Annotated in this window: 16 protein-coding genes; 7 read left to right on the top strand and 9 right to left on the bottom strand. The window is 45.0% G+C overall.

Annotation, left to right across the window (positions count from 1 at the left end; translation table 11 throughout):
• Positions 1-37: 37 nt before the first annotated feature.
• The gene (locus tag ABIO93_RS29005) at positions 38-2,497 is read right to left on the bottom strand and encodes an outer membrane beta-barrel family protein (protein ID WP_348073518.1); all 2,460 of its coding nucleotides are present in this window, start codon (positions 2,495-2,497) and stop codon (positions 38-40) included.
• Between the two features lie 94 nt (positions 2,498-2,591).
• Positions 2,592-3,407, bottom strand: coding sequence for a helix-turn-helix transcriptional regulator (locus tag ABIO93_RS29000; protein WP_348073517.1), 816 nt, complete (start codon positions 3,405-3,407; stop codon positions 2,592-2,594).
• A 281-nt stretch (positions 3,408-3,688) separates the two neighbouring features.
• Here ABIO93_RS29000 and ABIO93_RS28995 point away from each other — a divergent pair, with 281 nt between their 5' ends.
• Positions 3,689-3,937 carry a hypothetical protein gene (locus ABIO93_RS28995; protein WP_348073516.1) on the top strand — a complete coding sequence of 83 codons (249 nt, stop codon included), beginning with the start codon at positions 3,689-3,691 and terminating at the stop codon, positions 3,935-3,937.
• A gap of 48 nt (positions 3,938-3,985) precedes the next feature.
• On the opposite strand, the gene ABIO93_RS28990 is transcribed toward ABIO93_RS28995, so the two are convergent.
• The 4 genes from ABIO93_RS28990 to ABIO93_RS28975 form a co-directional block, all read right to left on the bottom strand.
• The gene (locus tag ABIO93_RS28990) at positions 3,986-6,175 is read right to left on the bottom strand and encodes a VWD domain-containing protein (RefSeq protein ID WP_348073515.1); all 2,190 of its coding nucleotides are present in this window, start codon (positions 6,173-6,175) and stop codon (positions 3,986-3,988) included.
• A 136-nt stretch (positions 6,176-6,311) separates the two neighbouring features.
• The gene (locus ABIO93_RS28985; protein ID WP_348073514.1) at positions 6,312-7,442 is read right to left on the bottom strand and encodes a lipase family protein; all 1,131 of its coding nucleotides are present in this window, start codon (positions 7,440-7,442) and stop codon (positions 6,312-6,314) included.
• 216 nt (positions 7,443-7,658) lie between these two features.
• Positions 7,659-8,273, bottom strand: coding sequence for a pyridoxamine 5'-phosphate oxidase family protein (locus ABIO93_RS28980; protein WP_348073513.1), 615 nt, complete (start codon positions 8,271-8,273; stop codon positions 7,659-7,661).
• Positions 8,270-8,482 (bottom strand): hypothetical protein, encoded by a 213-nt coding sequence (locus tag ABIO93_RS28975; RefSeq protein WP_348073512.1) that lies wholly within the window; start codon positions 8,480-8,482, stop codon positions 8,270-8,272. Before ABIO93_RS28975 ends, ABIO93_RS28980 begins: the two co-directional genes overlap by 4 nt.
• Positions 8,483-8,797: 315 nt before the next feature.
• Here ABIO93_RS28975 and ABIO93_RS28970 point away from each other — a divergent pair, with 315 nt between their 5' ends.
• From ABIO93_RS28970 to ABIO93_RS28955, 4 genes are all read left to right on the top strand, one after another.
• Positions 8,798-10,294, top strand: a complete 1,497-nt coding sequence (locus ABIO93_RS28970; protein WP_348073511.1) for an amino acid permease — start codon at positions 8,798-8,800, stop codon at positions 10,292-10,294.
• Positions 10,278-11,921, top strand: coding sequence for a choline dehydrogenase (gene betA, locus ABIO93_RS28965; RefSeq protein ID WP_348073510.1), 1,644 nt, complete (start codon positions 10,278-10,280; stop codon positions 11,919-11,921). Before ABIO93_RS28970 ends, betA begins: the two co-directional genes overlap by 17 nt.
• Before the next feature lie 50 nt (positions 11,922-11,971).
• The gene (locus tag ABIO93_RS28960) at positions 11,972-13,447 is read left to right on the top strand and encodes a DASS family sodium-coupled anion symporter (protein WP_348073509.1); all 1,476 of its coding nucleotides are present in this window, start codon (positions 11,972-11,974) and stop codon (positions 13,445-13,447) included.
• Between the two features lie 157 nt (positions 13,448-13,604).
• A complete protein-coding gene (locus tag ABIO93_RS28955) occupies positions 13,605-14,624 on the top strand; it encodes a PDDEXK nuclease domain-containing protein (RefSeq protein WP_348073508.1) in 1,020 nt (339 codons plus the stop codon).
• Positions 14,625-14,873: 249 nt separating this feature from the next.
• On the opposite strand, the gene ABIO93_RS28950 is transcribed toward ABIO93_RS28955, so the two are convergent.
• From ABIO93_RS28950 to ABIO93_RS28940, 3 genes are read right to left on the bottom strand one after another with little or no spacing between them, the layout of a single operon-like run.
• Positions 14,874-15,272, bottom strand: a complete 399-nt coding sequence (locus ABIO93_RS28950) for a hypothetical protein (RefSeq protein WP_348073507.1) — start codon at positions 15,270-15,272, stop codon at positions 14,874-14,876.
• 5 nt (positions 15,273-15,277) lie between these two features.
• Entirely contained in the window at positions 15,278-15,889 is a 612-nt protein-coding gene (locus ABIO93_RS28945; RefSeq protein ID WP_348073506.1) for a hypothetical protein, read from the bottom strand.
• Positions 15,890-15,934: 45 nt separating this feature from the next.
• Entirely contained in the window at positions 15,935-16,672 is a 738-nt protein-coding gene (locus ABIO93_RS28940; RefSeq protein WP_348073505.1) for a DUF2971 domain-containing protein, read from the bottom strand.
• A gap of 407 nt (positions 16,673-17,079) precedes the next feature.
• Here ABIO93_RS28940 and ABIO93_RS28935 point away from each other — a divergent pair, with 407 nt between their 5' ends.
• Entirely contained in the window at positions 17,080-17,367 is a 288-nt protein-coding gene (locus ABIO93_RS28935; RefSeq protein ID WP_348073504.1) for a hypothetical protein, read from the top strand.
• An 89-nt stretch (positions 17,368-17,456) separates the two neighbouring features.
• On the top strand, positions 17,457-17,702 hold the full coding sequence (locus tag ABIO93_RS28930) for a DUF3253 domain-containing protein (RefSeq protein ID WP_348073503.1): 246 nt from the start codon (positions 17,457-17,459) through the stop codon (positions 17,700-17,702).
• The last annotated feature ends 353 nt before the right edge of the window (positions 17,703-18,055 follow it).

Here is an 18,055-nt window from a genome sequence, read left to right as displayed (position 1 = left end):
TCTGCATATTGATCAGACAGCGGCTTCTTTTAAACGGCTAAAATTCTTTCTCACCAAATTCACTGGAAGGAAGCCTGGCTTTTTTGGATGCCTGGTTGAGGTTATAACTGATGTTCAGCAGAAAAATATCGGTTTCCTGAATGTAATTGGTTGTAGTGAAGAAATCCTTTCCAAAAGTGGTGATCCGCTGTCGGTTGGTTCCAAGTAGCCCCAGATCAATGTTTTGCCATTGAAGTGTCGCCGCCAATCGTCCTTTTAAGAATGTCTTCTTGGCTGTCGCGGTCGGAACAATGAAGCGGGAATCTTCTCCCTGGGCAGTAACTCTTTTCGAAAGATAACTCACCGTCCATTGCAGCTGAAAAGTAGGGGAAACTTTAAAGGTAGTATTGGCATTGATCGAATACACGACGCTGGACGTGTTGACATTCACATTTTTATCAAACAGCGAGCCTTTGATCTTGTAACGGTACACATTGCCACCAGCATACCATTGCCACCACCTGTTCACATTGAAAGTAGTGCCCGCTTCCAGTCCCCAGGAGGTGGCCAGGCCTGCATTCGTATAAATGCGGTTTAATATGGTGTCATTATAGACGCTGTTGACCCGATTGACTACATTTTTAATGCGCTGGTTGTAAAGCGTGGCAAAAACGCTTCCTTTTTTGAAATCTTTGACAACCCCAATTTCAGTTAAATCAATCAATTCGGGCAGTATGTCCGGGTCTCCCGATTCGAGCGTTTCTGAATGTTCGCGCTCGGGGAAGGGATTCAGTTCGCTGTTGGTGGATCGCTGAACCCGTTTGCTGTATCCCGCTTTGGCCACCAGAGACTCGCTCCATTTGTATTGCAGGTTCAATGATGGGAAAATGTTAGATAAATACAGGTCTCTAACCGGCTGTTTACCAGCCGTAAAAGCACGGGTTGAGTACTCGTAGCGCAGGCCGGCGATGTATTCCAGTTTCCCGGGCTTGGCCGAATACTGCCCGTATACTGATTGAATGCGGTTGATCACCTTGGTATTACTGCTAAACTGCGGCACGATTACATAATAACCACTGTCGTGATCCAGATCCTGGTATTGGAAATTTCCTTTCTGAACCTGGTTGCGGTATTGGTACCCCGTTTCCAGCTTCCCTTTACCAATCTCTATGGCGTAATCTGCTTTTAGCCGATACGCATTCAACGGATTAGTACTTGGGTTTTTAGTTTTTTGTAAAACAATCTGACGTTTAGGCTCATCCAGATTGATGTTGGTTGTCAATCCGTCGAGATCGGCGTTTTCAGCTAATCCTGACAAAGTCAGACTGGACTTATTGGTAAAAATGTGGACGTAATCCAGATTTCCCAGCATGATATCCGAAGATTTGCGGGCAACATTTGAATTGAAATAAGTGATGCGGCCCACGATATCACCATTGCTAAGGTCCGTTTTGGTATTGTGATAAACAATATCGGCACGGCGTGACTGGGAGCGGTAACCCTTGTAAATACCTGCCGAAAATGTATTGTAAATGTTTGGTTTGAAAGCAATGGATGAACGGATGGTGTAATTTTCGCGGATGAAACTCCGTTCCCCGTCCGAGGGAAATGAAGTGAAAATCGAATGGATAGTCGTGTTCACATCACCTGTTCTCCGGCCCGCAATGTCATTCCGGAGGTAACTGCCGCTCACATTAAAGTCCCACTTTTCAGATTGCAGACTGAAAGTGGCGTCACCGCCAAAACGCACGGGATTATGCAGATTATGGTAGGTGTAAATCGCAGGAAGGCCTCCCTGGGCATTGGCCGAAAACGATCTGCTGCCCGGTAACGCAGCTTTTGTGGTGATATTGATGATACCCGCTTTCCCATCGGGGTCGAAACGGGCAGAGGGTGAAGTGATTACCTCGATATTTTCAATGGTGTTGGCAGGAATTTGATTGAGTATCAGGGCCGGGTCGGTCTGCACGGGTTTTCCATTGATCAGCACTAAAAAACCGGATGAACCCCGCATCCTGATGTCTCCTTCGCTATTTACGGTAACCGACGGCGTATTTTTCAGTACATCGATAGCGGTACCGCCCTGGCTGTTGAGGAATTTGTCGGCGCGGTACACTTGCCGGTCGATCTTGTTTTCGACTGTTTGGCGTTCTGCTTTTACGTCTATCTCCCGGAGTGTTCTTGCATCGGCTTCCAGCAGGATTGTCGGCAGGCGTACCAATGACTGGCCTGCCTTGATTTCGGGCAAGCTAAGGAACAGCTTGTGGTAGCCAATGTATTGTGCTTCAATGTAATACTGGTCTGCGGGAATATTTTCAAATTTGAAAATTCCATGCTCGCCCGCCAAAACACCATTCACCAGTGTCGAATCACTGCTTTTAAAAAGGGCAACAGAACAATATGATAAAACGCTTTTTGTTTCCTTGTCGGCAATGTTGCCGGTGATGGTTACATTCGTTTGTGCATAAACCTGAATGGTGAACAGTAAACTGATTGTGGCAAAGAGGAATAATTTCATTAGGAGTAAAAATGCCTGTTCTGTGATCTTAGACAGGCAATTTAACTCTATAAAAACAGTAGACTTTGTACATTAAAGCCGAAAACTAGTACATTCAGGAAATCCCTTTTCTGTAAATTCCCGGTAGTACACCCGTTTGTTTCTTGAAAAATTTATTGAAATGAGAAGGGTCTGAAAAACCGAGCTCGTACGCCAGTTCGGTGAGGTTGAGGTGCGAGTATAAGAGCAGCTTTTTGGATTCCGCCGTGATTTTTTCATTAATGACAGTCCCGGCAGTTTTGTGCAAGTATTTCTGACAAACGGTGTTGAGGGCCCTGGGTGTCATGTTCAATTGGCTTGAATAGCTGCTCACCTCACGATTGGTCTTGAACTGGCTTTCCAGCATTGAAAAAAAGTTCTTCAACTGAGCAGGATAGGGTATGGATAGGTCTTGCCCGGTTTGCCTGTCGAGCAAATTGAAAAGCAATTGCAGGTAAGTTTGTATCAAGACCTGATAATTCGTCTCGCGCTTGTCATATTCAGTTTCAATGCTCTGAAAAATGTTGGTAACCGTCCCATTGATCTCTGTCAGATCGTAGTGACCGGAGTAGGCGGCTGGAAATGTTTGAAACAATAGCTCATAAAATGGGTTTCCCAAAAGAAAATCCTTTTGCAGCATCATGACGTATCCTTTTGGTATTTCGGTCAATTCCCAGCTGTGTATCTGGCCAGGCATCACGAGGTAAAGGCTATCCGGGTTGACTTCGTATCTGTTGTGGTCGATATGGTGCGTTCCGGCACCAGCTTCGAGGTAGATAATTTCGAGATAATCTTTGTGGCCGTGTGGATTGGTGGTTTTGATCACCTCCTTCATCCTTTTGATTCTAAAAAGTTCGTTATTGTCAAGCTTGTTTTTGATCGGGATCTGCATTCAGGGTTAGGATATGGTGGTTTATTGTCATGGTTTTTTGCTCCCGCTAATTTCTGTAATTTTCTTTTGATGACAGACGATTGGCCCATGTTTATGTTTTCTGCATTTTGTAACTTTGGTTACATATCGATCACTTCGTGTTAAGTCCTGGACTGAGAATTAACACGAGATGATTGAGAAAAATTAAGAAGGAGAAAAAACGGCGCCCAAATGGAACAAACCAACACTCAAAAGACACATTCAGCTCAGTCTGATTCCCAACGAGAAAAATGTGGACCTTTATGTTGTCACTTTTTAATTCCTCTTCGATTTTTGAGGGGCTGCGAGTGATCACTCAGCACTTTTCGAGAAATGACAGGTTGCCGTTTTCTTACTTTGTACTGATAGGTCTTGCCGCCGCTGCACTAAGCTGGGGGCTTGACAGGCTGGTTAAGAAAAAATCATTTAAGACTAAGATCCTGGTCACGGTTACACTGACGGTAATTACTTGGGGCCTGGCGCTTGCTTCTGGATTATTGTGGGTTGAATAGCACTACTCGACCGCATGATGATGCGCTCAATCTGCCACACTTAACTCCTCACCGCTCCACTTTCACATCAAACAAAAACGTTGCCGTTCCTGTTGTTACCTGCGTCTGCGTGAACCGGATCAGGCCTTTTTTGCCTTGCTGGGTTTTGAATGACCATAGATTTTGGGAAAGGGGCGCGGCTGTGGTGAGGTCGGTTAGTGATTTGACCAGCTCGGCGCTTTCGTTGGCCTCTGCATCGAAAGTCCAGGCGCGGCGCAGATCAGCTGCGTTGCCGTAGGTGCCCCACTCGCTGGCGGGAATGGTTGTGTAGCGCAGGAAGGTACTCTGAAAGTACGGCCATTTCTGCTCGTCAATGCGAGGCCAGATTGCGTAAGCGCCGCATGAGACCCCGCAGTTTTTGACGGCTCGCGGTCCGGCAAACCACGGTCCGTTGTAAAAGTCGAACACGACATCAATATCGGGTGCTACCAATGCACCTTTTGCAAACGGATAGAAGGTGCCATTGTCAAGATCGAGCAGGTTTAATGTTTGATTGTCAGCGGACTGGCCTTCTTTCAATGCGACCTTCAGACCGATGAATGTGGACACTTCCGGCGTGGCTTTAAATTCGCGCTGGCTCAGCAGGGCCGACTGCACCATGCGCTCATCACCGGTAATGCCAACGTCGAATATGCAATGCCCCAACTCGGGCTGGCGGAAAACACCTGCCGCCTTACAAACGCCTTCGGCCCAGACCAATTTATCGGGAGCAACTACCGGAAGCACTTTCGGGAACGACCGGTCGGTGTAGGATTCGGTGTTTTTCCCAGCTTCGTATACAAATAACGATGTGGGATTGGTGATTCGCCAGCTATCAGCAAAGGCTCCGTGAATTGCTGAAAAAATGGGTTCGATGGCCGTACCATTTGTCAGAACGAGGTCATTCTTATCATTACCATCATAGTTGCCCAATAAACCGGCCACTTTTCCCTTCCGACTGTCGCCCAGCATAACGGCATAGTCCAGGTATGGCGTGTTCCAGTAAATCACAACCCCCTCATTTTGTGCATTGCTGAACACCAGCTTGGTAGTCGCCGCAATTTGAAGCTTATTACCACCACTGAGCGAAACCTGTGCGATTGCCGACAGAGGCGTTTCTTTTTTATTGACAAACAAACGGGGCTCCGAAATTGTCGCAGGGTTCACGAGCAAGCAGATTTGATCGCTCCCGAGCCTGGCAGCTACTCCGGTGTTGACCGTGGCGCGACTAGTTTTATAAACGTCTTCCTGCCGCGCCTGTATTTCCAGGTCGCTGCCTTTGGTGGCTATAAATTCGCCTGCTGCCTGTAAATCATAGGCTAAGCCGTCGTGCATTCGGAAATGCGGATCACCGGCAGAGCCACCCTGATCCAACGCGCCGCCGAGCGGATCTCCCAGTCGATCGAAAATACCACTGAGTGCATCCGAAAGGTTACGTGGGCCCCGGTTGGTACGGCCAGCCTGCGCAGCAGCCCTTGCGGCCTCTTCGCGGGCGGCCCGTTCCGGCATCGTTTCACCACGTGAGTTCCGCTGCTCAGGAGCGGCCTTCGCTGGCATCTGGCCTTGCGTCACCGGGTTCACAAACCTGTATTCGGGTAGGGGTGAACCGGGCTGAGGAGGCGGGCTGTATGAATAGGAATTGTGGTAATTCAAGCCATCATTGCTTCCCACTTTTTGGGCGTATGCGGGCGTAGCAATCAGTGCAGCGAGAAAAGCTCCAAAATCAAATGATTTCTGCATGCCATGCAGTTTGGCAATGGTCGTTTCCTCATTGGCAAGGATTCCCCACATCGCATCGCTGCCCAGATTTTTGGTGGCTGTGTAACCCTGCACTTTTTCTAACCTGCTTACAATGAAATCAGTCATAGTGGGAAAGGCTTGCACCGCGTCGGCCTTACCAGCGATGTCCGCATGGGCAGTTTGAAGGGCCGCGTCGATAGGTAGGAAGTCTTTGGTGCCAAAAGCGATGTATTTACCAAATCCATAACCCGCCATTTCTCCATCAGCGTAGGTATCGAACCGGAAATCGAGGATCGCCACGCCTTTGTTCTGGCCTGTGGCCTCGGTGCATTCAATGATGAGTTGATGGTAGCGAATTTCGGTCGGACCATTGCTGGTTGCGGCTGGTGCATTTTCTTTTTCCTTACACGATAGGGGCAGGAGCATTGAGAAAAGTGTGTACAGCAGGAAACGACGGGCGGTAACTAATGACGTTTTCATTGGATCAGTTGTTTTAGGGAGTCCCTGGAAAAGGGACATCGACGGAGCGAAATTGACCAGTTTGGTCAGTGCTCACAACACCTAATCGACAAACGACCGTTTGAATCGACTAATAGCCAGTTAAGTTAAAAATGCATCATTCAAGCATTTTGGGATCAAGTTTTTCCGTCAGAAACAGATAAGGTTTCGGAAAGTGGTGCTGCCAGATGTTGGGATTGCCGGGGTCGTTGTTAAACTCTTTGAAGTAAGTTTCATCCGCAAAAAGGACAATGGTCTTGCCCGTTCTCACATAATAGTTGCTATTGAAGTACGCAGGTACATTGAACCCCGGGATTTGTTTTTTTACAGCCTGAGAAACCATTTTGCCGAGAAATCTTTGATAGTTCCTGCGGGCTTTTTCGCTCGGTTTGCTCATTCTGTTATATACGTGCTTCAATGCCAGGTTCTTCGGGAATTTCTGCTTTTTCATCATCGCTTTCGCACCTCGAAATGGATTGACAGCAGTGAAATCATCCACTGTCTGGACGGTAAATGGCACATCAGGCACCCAGTCAGCCGTATTGATTACATTATAACCCCAACCGCCCTGTGTCATATTTTCGTACTCGTGGGCATAATGCAGGTTACCCGGCTTCGGGCCCGCGCTACAATAGGTTTTGAACCGGATGTCGGCAGGTAACTTGTTCGCCGCCTTCAAATTTTCCAGGTAAGAGTTGAGCATAAATGTAATACCGCCACCCTGGCTGTGCCCTGTCAGAATGAAATCCTTGATCCCGGCTTTGTAGCAGGAATCGATTTTATGTTCAATGGTTTTTGACAAATAAGCCATTGCCACAAACCAACCTACATGCACGGCCGCATTGGGGTTATGGGCCAGGGTGTAGGTAAACTTGAAATCCTTATCCAGTTGCAGCTCACCTTTTGCGGGGATCATTGCCGCATACAAATTCGCCAAAAAACTAGCTCCTGTGGCGATGCTTCCCTGCACCGCTATCATCGCTACGCGCTTGTTCTTATGAACCCACAGGTCCCAGATGTTGTCAAAAGCCACCACCGGCGACCGATAGACAAATTTGTAATCCTCCGGCTCCGGAAATGTCGTCGTTTCAGCCCATTTGTTGAGGGCGATATGTGCTTTTTGGTTGATTTTCAGGGTCTCAATATATTCCTGTTTACTAAATCCGGGTTTGAGCACCTGGGCGGGAACTGTCAGTGAAACAAGGAGTAAGGCAAAGGAAAATGGGAAGTAAAGGACCTTGCAGGACATATTTTGTGGCTTTTGTTGATGAACAATACCTCGCTGGATGGCAGCTGGGTAAATTTAGTCAGATAAATGATCTTATACCGATGCGAGCAGCGGACAACTGTTGCTTGGAGCTGTGTACTTGGTGATGGTAACTTAAGATAATCCAGTCACGAAAATACCTTAGCGATAAACAGCGTGAAACACGAGGCCGCTGACGCCGCCCAGGTGTACTCAGGATCAGGCTATTCCTGCTTTGCCTCGCAGTACTTCAAGCTCCCCTTCCAACTGCCGGATATATTGGTCCTTGGCCTCGGTTATCTTTTCTATATCAGCTTGGCTGTATCTGGGTGTGATGTGTTGCGGGCAATTCCAGTCATAAGCTGTGATATGGAATAGCATTAAACGCTCGGGCTTGAACTTGTAATCTTCCGGTTTTAACTGATCGAACAGGGCTGGATTGTCATGAATTTCAATGATTTCCGCCTCGGCAAAGATCTTCAACCTGGCCCTCAGTGGGTAGGAGACAAGAATTAGCGATACTTTTGGGTTCTTTGCAATGTTTCCCACCGAAATATACTGCCGGTTTCCACTGAAATCGACTATCCCGATGGTTTGCTCGTCAATCACTTTGATGAACCCTTTCGGCCCGCCGCGGTGCTGCACATAGGGATATTCATTATTTCCAAAGGACGCCATGTAAAAGCTGTCCATCTCAGCGATAAACCTATTTTCAACAGCAGTCAGGCCGTCGACGTAACTCATTTTCTCCACGCGTTCATATGCGCCCCGGCTGCCCATTCTATCCTGAATTGCCTTAATGTCATCAGAAAACGCAAGCTTTGAATAATTCATAGTAATGATTTTTTGGAGCAGCCGGGGCCGCCGTACATTAAATAGATGTCCGAAATAGAGCTTATTGGTACCGGCACGTGCACCGCAATTCCGTCCAATTTTACGGCATCTTGCGGCAATGCCTCGATGGTAGCCACTACAGCACCGGTAGCCCGTTGATTGCGATCTTTTTCATGAAGATATTTTTGGTTGAAAACTTGATACTTCAATATTGGAGTTTTCTCGGCAAAAATCCAATGCACACCCCTCTTGTGGCATAAGCTTTACATCACCTCTCCCGGTTTCTCCTATGCTTTTTATATTTTCAATAACACAAAGTTCGTCCAACCCATAAAGGAAAAAGTTTCACTAGTGAAGATTTTAAAAAAGTAAGCACATTGCTTTCTGCCTCGTTGAGGCGTTATGCAATCTAGCATAGCGTATAAGTATGGTAAAGGTTCACAAATTGCGCTAACTGTTAAGTATATATCGGGCGTCGCTCTTTTTTAGATGTACTGATAAGTCAGCTAAACCCGCAACCCAATATGAAGGATTCCCGAGCTGACGATAAGACCGATCTGGCTAATTTTGGCTATCGGCAGGAATTGAAACGCTCGATGGGCAGCTTTTCTAGTTTTGCTGCCGGCTTTTCTTACATTTCTATTCTTACGGGGCTTTTCCAGATGTTCCATATGGGTTATGGGGTTGCAGGTCCCGGATTCTTTTGGACCTGGCCGTTTGTATTAGCGGGTCAATTGCTGGTGGCGCTTTGCTTTGCAGAACTAGCTTCCCGTTTTCCGTTGTCTGGTGGGGTTTATCAGTGGGCTAAATTTACCGGAAACCCTTTCTTTGGATGGATGACAGGCTGGATTTACCTGGCTTGCCTTATTGTCACCCTTGCTGCGGTAGTGATGGCATTACAGGTAAGCCTGCCCCAAATATCAAGTGCTTTTCAGGTCATCGGAACCTCAGATGATGCAGAATCGGTTGCTATCAACGGCATTTTACTAGGGTCTATTCTAATTGTTATCAGTACCATCATTAATGCCAGGGGCATTAAGGTGATGGTGCTCATTAATAATATTGGTGCTGTTGCAGAACTGGTTGGAATTGTATTATTAATAATCTTGCTTTTTCTAAATAGGGTAAGGTCTCCGGTCGAGGCGGTCGTCCACGTTGAACAAATCAAATCTGTGGGCAGCTCTTTTCCTGATTTGAGGATTTTTTTGGCAGCCACCGCATTGACAGCCTCTTATGTTCTGTATGGCTTTGATACTGCCGGAACATTGGCCGAAGAAACGCATGACCCCCGTACAAAAGCACCCCGCGCCATCTTGCAGGCGTTGTTAGCGGCAGGGACTGCGGGATTACTCGTATTGCTTTTCGCACTCATGGCCGTCCCAGACTTCAATATGCCGGATCTGGGAAATATACGCGGAGGGTTACCCGGTTTGGTCAAATCAGTCCTGGGGGAAACTACAGGAAGTCTATTTCTTTGCTGTGTTATTTTTGCCGTCACTGTATGTAGCCTGGCTGTGCACTCCGGCGCCGTAAGATTGATGTACGCCATGGGGCGTGATGGGTACCTGCCTTTTAGCAAATCCTTATCCGAAGTTTCCTTAAAAACCCAAACCCCCGTTTTAGCAACGCTAATTTGTGGTTTGGGAGCGATCATCGTTTTGGCAGTGAACATTCAGTTTCCCAATGTATTCGCTTTGGTAACGTCTATCGCCATACTTTGGGCCAATTTGGCTTACTGGATAGTAGTTGCTCTTCAGCTTAAAAATAGATTAATGTCGGACCGTAATGACAGAGATCCTAATGCAAGGTTTGATTTAGGCAGATGGGGATTACCAATTAATATTCTCGCACTCTTTTGGAGCACATTTATGGTGATCAATGTATCGTGGCCGCGTACTGAAACGTATGGTTTGGAATGGTATCACCAGTATTCGGCATGGATGTATACGGCTGGCTTAATTGTGATCGGGATTTGTATTTATTATCATAGGTCATTAAAAGACAATGGACAAAATTTTTGACACAATTATCATTGGAGGTGGGTCTGCCGGTTGTGTGCTAGCAAACCGGTTAAGTGAAAATCCGGACCATAAAGTACTGGTCATTGAGGCGGGAAGAACAGATGCCTGGTGGGATATCTTTATTCACATGCCAGCAGCTCTGACCTATCCGATTGGCAGTAAATTTTACGACTGGCAATACCAATCGGAGCCTGAGCCGTTTATGAATAACCGGCAGGTGTATCATGCCCGCGGCAAATTGTTGGGAGGTTCCAGCTCTATTAACGGAATGATTTTCATTCGGGGTAATCCACTGGATTATGAAAAGTGGGCAAAGGACCCGGGAATGGAATCATGGGATTATGCCCATTGCCTGCCTTATTTCAAAAAATCTGAAAACAGAACTGCCGGAGTCAATGCCTGGCGTGGTGGTGAGGGGCCTCTGCACCTGGAAACCGGGCCAGCCACTAACCCGTTATTTCAAGCATTTTTTGATTCGGCCAAACAAGCAGGTTATCCGCTGACAAATGATGTGAATGGATTCCAGCAGGAAGGTTTTGGAAAGTTTGATCGTAATATCAAAAACGGAAAGCGCTGGTCTGCCTCCGATGCATACCTGCATCCTGTTTTGGGAAAACGTAAAAACCTTGAAGTAACCTGCGACGCGCTCACAACCAAAATTCTGTTTTCGGGAAAGCGTGCAGTGGGCGTAGAGTTTTTGAAGGGAAATAGTTTGCACAAAGTTATGGCAGGCGAGATTATCTGCTGCGGGGGTGCCATTAATTCTCCCCAGGTTCTCCAGTTATCAGGAATTGGACACCCTGAAATGCTGAAGGCGGCGGGGGTAGAGGTCCTGCACGACCTTCCGGGTGTGGGCCAGAATTTACAGGATCATCTTGAGGTGTATATCCAATATGCCTGCAAAAAGCCGGTAAGCGTATACCCGGCGTTGAAATGGTATAATAAACCCTGGGTTGGTTTGCAATGGATGCTGTTTCGGAATGGACCCGCGGCCACCAACCATTTTGAGGGAGGCGGATTTATCAGAAGCAACGAAACCGTTGCTTATCCTAATCTTCAATTTCATTTTTTGCCTGTGGCGATCCGTTATGATGGCAGTTCTCCTTCAGGTGGTCATGGCTATCAGGTGCATGTAGGCCCAATGAATTCGGATGCTCGTGGATCCGTCCTGGTCAAGTCGTCGGATCCAAAGGAAAAGCCAGCCATCCGATTTAACTATTTGTCTACGGATAAAGATCGGAAGGAGTGGGTAGAGGCGATCCGCTGTGCCAGAAAAATCCTTAACCAGTCAGCAATGGGTGAATTTAATGGCGGCGAGCTTTCGCCAGGACCTGCTGTGGAGACAGATAAGCAAATCCTGGATTGGGTCAGGCGTGATGCTGAAACTGCCCTGCATCCATCATGCACTTGTCGCATGGGTACCGATAGCATGTCTGTGGTTGATCCGCTAACGCTACGGGTGCATGGCCTTGATGGTTTACGGGTCGTGGATGGCAGTGTGATGCCGTATATAACAAATGGCAACTTGTATGCACCCATTATGATGATTGCCGAAAAGGCAGCCGATATCATTTTAGGCAATCAGCCGCTCGCACCGGAAAAAGCTAATTTTTATAGAAAGCCTTGATACATAGCGACAAAATTACTTACCTCCTTACTACTTCTAACTGAAACTCCTTGAAACCTGCCCAATTTGCTGCGCTATTAGCCGGACCAGCTGCATTTTTTCTTGTTTTACTTTTTGCTGACTTAAACCCTGGCCATCCCGAGGTTACCAGAATGGCTGCGGTGACGGTATGGGTTGCCATTTGGTGGCTTACCGAAGCAACTGACCTGGCCGTGACGGCCATGCTGCCTTTCATACTTATTCCTATTCTTGGCATAGCCGATTCGCAGACGGTGGCGGCGCAATATATGGATCAAACCATTTTTTTGTTTATTGGGGGCGTGCTGCTAGCATTTGCTATTGAACGGTGGAACCTGCATCAGCGGATTGCATTATCCATTTTATCGAAACTGGGAAGCAACCCAGCCACCATGCTTGCGGGCGTGATGGGCGCTACTTTTTTCCTTTCTATGTGGGTGTCAAATACCGCTACCGTTATGATGATGCTCTCCGCGGTGCTGGGCATTATCATCCAGGTGGAAAAACACGACATATCTACTTCTCAGAAAAATGCGATCGCCAAGGCAATGCTGTTGGGGCTTGCTTACGCTGCATCCATTGGTGGCATGGCTACACTGGTGGGAACGGCCACTAATCTTGCTTTCTACAAAATATATTTAGATGCTTACAAAGATGCCCACGACATGAACTTTGTCAGCTGGTTTGTGCTGGCTTTTCCTATTGCAGTCATGTTGTTGGCCGCGGCGTTTTTCATTCTTAAATTCTCCTTTCTACGCCATGCAAAAAATGTTGTATTCGACCGCAGCTACTTCGTTGCCTCCCTGCGGCAATTGGGAAAAATGGCTTTTGAAGAAAAGGTCGTATTTGCGGTTTTTGTGATTACCGCATATTTGTGGTTTGGCCGAAAGGATATTGATTTCGGATCTTTTCATATAAAAGGTTGGAGCCGTCTTTTAGGTACACGTGCATCGTTTATTACGGATAGCACGGTGGCTATAGTAATGGCGGTTTTACTATTTCTCATCCCTTCGAGAAATGAGAAAGGAAAAATGCTGATGAGCTGGGATGAAGCGAAGAAACTTCCGATAGGCATCATCCTGTTGTTGGGCAGCGGTTTTGCTTTGGCAAAAGGCTGCGACCAGTCGGGGCTAAGCACTTGGCTGGCACAAGAACTACTTTTTTTAAAGGATGCGTCCCCCGTTTTTGTTATCGCTGGCATGTGCGTTATCATTTGTGTCATCAGCGAACTTGCTTCAAATGTTGCATGCATACAACTGGTGCTACCCATTTTAATAGCCATACAAAAAGTAACCGGCCTGCCGCCGTTAATGCTGATGGTGCCCGCCACGCTGGCTGCATCGCTCGGGTTTATGCTTCCGGTCGCAACCCCGCCTAATACGATCGTGTTCGGAAGTGGGCGAATCCGTGCGGCTGATATGCGCAATGCAGGGTTGCTGCTTGATGTTACTGGTATTGTTATTATTACAGTAGCGTCGTTGATTATCCGGGTGGTTGTTTGGCAATAAGGACGGGGAAATAGGGCGGAAGGACTGACAACCAGGTTTGTACTTTTTTTCGCCGACGCTAAAAATGACTAACCAATATAAAAAGCTAAATTTGGCCGGATCGTGAACCGAACCTGAATGAGTAAGAAAACTAAATCGCTTGTTATGCCTCCTTCGTATGAATAAAGACAAAGTAACACTACCAAGCTTCAACGAAGCTGAGTACAAGGAAATACTGCATCAAGCGATTAGTCAGATTCGGGCGGCACGTATATTGATTGCCCGTCAGGTTAACAGCAGTACGCAATCTGTTTATTGGAATTTGGGAAAATTGCTTTCCGAAAGGCAATTGGAAGAAGGTTATGGCAGCGGTGTTGTGAAACAATTGTCCATTGACTTGAAAAACGAGTTTCGGGATATGGGCTTGTCTCCGCGAAATCTTTGGGACATGAAACGCTTTTATGAGCGTTACCATCGGGCAGATATAAAACTGCGACAGGCTGTCGCAGTTTTGCCATGGGGACATAATTTACTGTTAATCAACAAGGTTAAAGATGATTCTCAGATTGAATTCTACGCAAGCGAAACCCTGAGCAAAGGTTGGTCGAGAGACCTATTGCTGAATGCCATTAAAATGGACAGTTACAGCCAGGCGCAAAAGCAGATCAAAACACACAATTTTGACCAAACGCTCCCCGAGGCACATGCAGATTATGCTAACGAAGTATTCAAAAGCACCTACAATCTGGGATTTTTGGGCGTTACGGAACCAATCAAAGAGTTGGAACTGGAAAACAGGCTGATTGCCAAAATCAGGGCATTCATACTGGAATTGGGCAGAGGATTTAGTTTCATTGGTAACCAATACCGGCTGGAATACAATAGCAAGGAATATTTTGTAGACATGCTTTTCTTTCACCGCGGACTGCGTTCTCTGGTGGCAATTGAATTAAAAATTGGCAGTTTCAAGGCTGAATATGTGGGTAAAATGAATCTATACCTCTCCTTACTCGACCGTCTGGAAAAAAGCGAGAATGAAAATCCTTCGATCGGCATTATTCTCTGTGCCGATAAAGATCATTTGGATGTTGAGATTGCTTTGCAGGATATTAACAAGCCGATAGGTGTGGCGGAGTATCAGCTTTTGCTGCCGCAGGCGGAGTTGCAGACGTTGGTATTGAGGGAGTTGAATGCGTAGAGCAACAACGCTGGCGATATTGGATCTTTCGGGATTTCTTTACTGTTTAAGTTGCTTAATGTGCTCTTGTCTCAAAGATCTCATAGAAAGCTCAAAGCTGTTATGGCGATCCATTGATTTTGTAGAAGATGGGTCAGCAGGCTTTGAAGAAGACTTCAACTCTTGAATGTTTTTGTATTTGGCTGACTGGTTCATGATTATTTCTTGCCTTTGGGTTGATGAAAGTTACCAGAAGTCAAAGGAAACTGTTCAATGTTTTGAGCGGAAATCCTGACTTTCCCTAGCCCGAAATAGTGCATCTATCTGATTTCCGGCGAGCCAAGGATATTTATTTCTTTCTCCTAGCAAAACTCCTAAGTATTCATTTATATTTTTCTCCTCGTCTTTTAGATGTTCTGGAAATTTTTCGATAAACCGACTTTGCTGCAAAATTTCTGCTAATATGCGAAATGTGCGTCTTAGAACATTATCTACCGAGAGCTCGTCAATACCATATTGTTGTTTCAAGATCTCCAAAAATGACGCGCCAATTGCAATGATTCTTATCGCGGAATGTGGATGTGTGCGCTCATGATAGTAAATTGGAAGTTTGATGCCTTCTTCACCTCCTAACAAATCAAAAAGAATAAATACCGCAGCAACACTCATCGTAATTAGAGTTTCAAGGAATTCGTAGGAACGTGCTCTATTGGAGCCTTTTCCCAAGTTGCCATGATATGATGAATAGTAAAATTTGAAGCAATTTCATCACTGTCCATTTCCATGACATGAAGGAGGAGTGAATTGTCAAATCCCTTAGACGCCATATTTCGTTCAGTAATCATCATATTCATTTGTGAGAACTGAATTACATGTCCTAATTCGTGATAATATAGGAATAGCATTAACTCCTGAAACATTAGGTAATACATAGGTGCATCCATCAAGTTTTCGTCTTCCAGCTGACTAACTCCAGGTAGGCTACTGATGAATTTTCTATTCTGATAAAATATATCATTCAGCTTTTCAAAAAGCCCGTTATTAATTTCAATTATTCCTTCTCCTGTTGAAAGACGCCTCGCAAGCGCTTGGAGCTCTTTGTCATTTCGGAAATAAATGAAGCAGGGATGAAAGTCAAGACCTTGCCACTGCGTCAAAAGATTCTCTTGACAAAATTGAAAATAACTTTCATAATTACCATTGTATTCGGTTAATTCATAATAGTAAATCAAGTCTTCAAATCCCAATGGGAAGATTTGTTTAACATAATCCCGATAGTTTTGCATGTGATAGTTTTAGATTATTCTAAATTTTACTATTCTTAGTTGTACTTATAGGCTTTCAATTCTCAATTCGAACTTATCTATCGCGCGTACCATTAGATACTGCCTAATTCCATTTTTAAAAGCGAATTCTCTTACTAATTGTATCATGGGATCAGTAAAGTCGATCTTTGATCCAAAATAAATTGCAGTCGGTAGTGGGCAGGGAATTCTGTTAGAAATTATAGTATCCCACATAAATAATCTCCATTCTTTCTCATATATCCAACCCTCATTTTTTGCAATACTTGCCAAAATTGCTATGTTATATAAATTCAAACCAGATTTGTAGCATGAGTTTAAGTCTAAAAGGTCGTTGGAATAATGAATAGGGTACAACTGCATTGAAAACGGTGTTGATAATAAATCTATAAAATCAAATTCAACACAAAATCCAGTATGATTTAAAGCGTAATGTCCCCACATTAGTATCGAATCATTTACTTCACTAAACGAGCATATTTTCAAACCCTTCGAGAAACTCCGATTTATTCCTTTCAAAAAATCATCATCTCCAATAGAAACATCTCCTATCCATCCCAATTGAGAATCATAAGGGTCATTAAGCTGATCAGGAGCGGAATGCCATAAGTATTGCTCAATCAGCGATTTACCAGCATTCTCATTGGGTCTGAAGTATTTAAATAATTTTTTTGGTGCGATTCCTGCTAAAAGCTCGGTGCAGCATTTAGGATCCTTGCCATTTTTTATCTCTTCAAAAAAATTCTGTTTAATGTCTCCATTCATAGATTTTGCTTAGTGAAGTGCTAACCGGTTTACATATTATCAGAGTCGCGGATATTATATCGCATTTGTAATTATACTCAATTTATGATGACATTCATAATGACTAGAATACCAGGAAGTGTCGTTTAAGTGACAGTATGGGACTAAGCATGTAGAGTGTTTTACTGATGGAACATGGTAGTAATATGATTCTGTACTTTAAGGTTGAGTGGATTCAGCAGATAGAAAAAATCCCCTATATTTGCCACGCAAACAATCTACAGAAATTATGAAATTATTAATGAAAACCGGCAAAAAATGGTCCTGGAGAGGCAAACGGGTGCAAGTCCCGAGGCCTGGTCGATGTAGTTTCATTCGGTAGAGTTTGCGGTGACCTCTCCATTTTATTTATCCTAATCCATTTTTTAATGCAAACTCAAAATGGCCCAGGTGTTGACGTGAATGCAAATTCAGTCAACGCAACGAATGATGCACGTCACGCATCAAATGTCGGCGACCCGCTGACGAAATCACAAGCCGAGTTTTGGTATCTAGTAGAATGTCAGGGCTGCAATGAGCTGGCGCATTCGCTCAAAATGATCCACGATCTAGCGCTTTATCATTCGGATGTTCCATTTGATACGGCTGAAAAGACGGCTCTGTTTGATCTGAAAGTACTTTGGGAAGGGCTTGAAAAAATGGGTGAGAAAGCTTAGAGATTGCAGGACTGTTGGCGACAGTCCTTTTTTGTTTATTTGTCAACGGATAACAGTTCTTCTTCGCCACCCATGCAATTTAAAAATACATGCAGCATTACGAGAAAATAGCAACAACCATCCTATCTACTGCCATTCATCGTGGCGCTGAGAAAAGTACCTGTCCTTCTGAAATTGCACGCATGCTGTTTCCTGACGACTGGCGTAAACATATGAAAGATGTACGGGAGGTAGCAATTGATTTGCATAACAAGGGCAGCGTCGCAATAACGCAAAAGGGAATACCTGTTGATGTTAACAATATCGAGGGGCCGGTGCGCATTAAAATTATCTGAACATAGCGGTATTGTATTATCTGGCAGATAAACTGCTTAAAAATGTCAAAAAGTGAGATTTTGAAAGAACTGTAAAAGAAAAAAGCCCCTCAACTTGTGTTGAAGGGACTTTGTACCCGGAGCCGGAGTACCATACTTTCTTAACTCGCTTACACTGTTTTTAATCATCTATATATCAGTATATTTGATTATTAGGAGGATTTACGGAGGGGTAATGTTATTGTTTTGAATTAGTTTTTATTTACATTTAGCCACCCTTTTGACCACCCTTTAACGGTATTTAACTAGCTTTAATTGAAATGAAGGTAAGTTTTGAGTTAAGAAAAGAGAAAGCTAATTCAAATGGATTAATC

This window comes from Dyadobacter sp. (assembly GCF_039919315.1).
Classification (GTDB): Bacteria; Bacteroidota; Bacteroidia; order Cytophagales; family Spirosomataceae; genus Dyadobacter.
The sequence above is the reverse complement of the archived record's forward strand: the minus strand, read 5'-3'. Positions and strand labels throughout refer to the sequence as shown.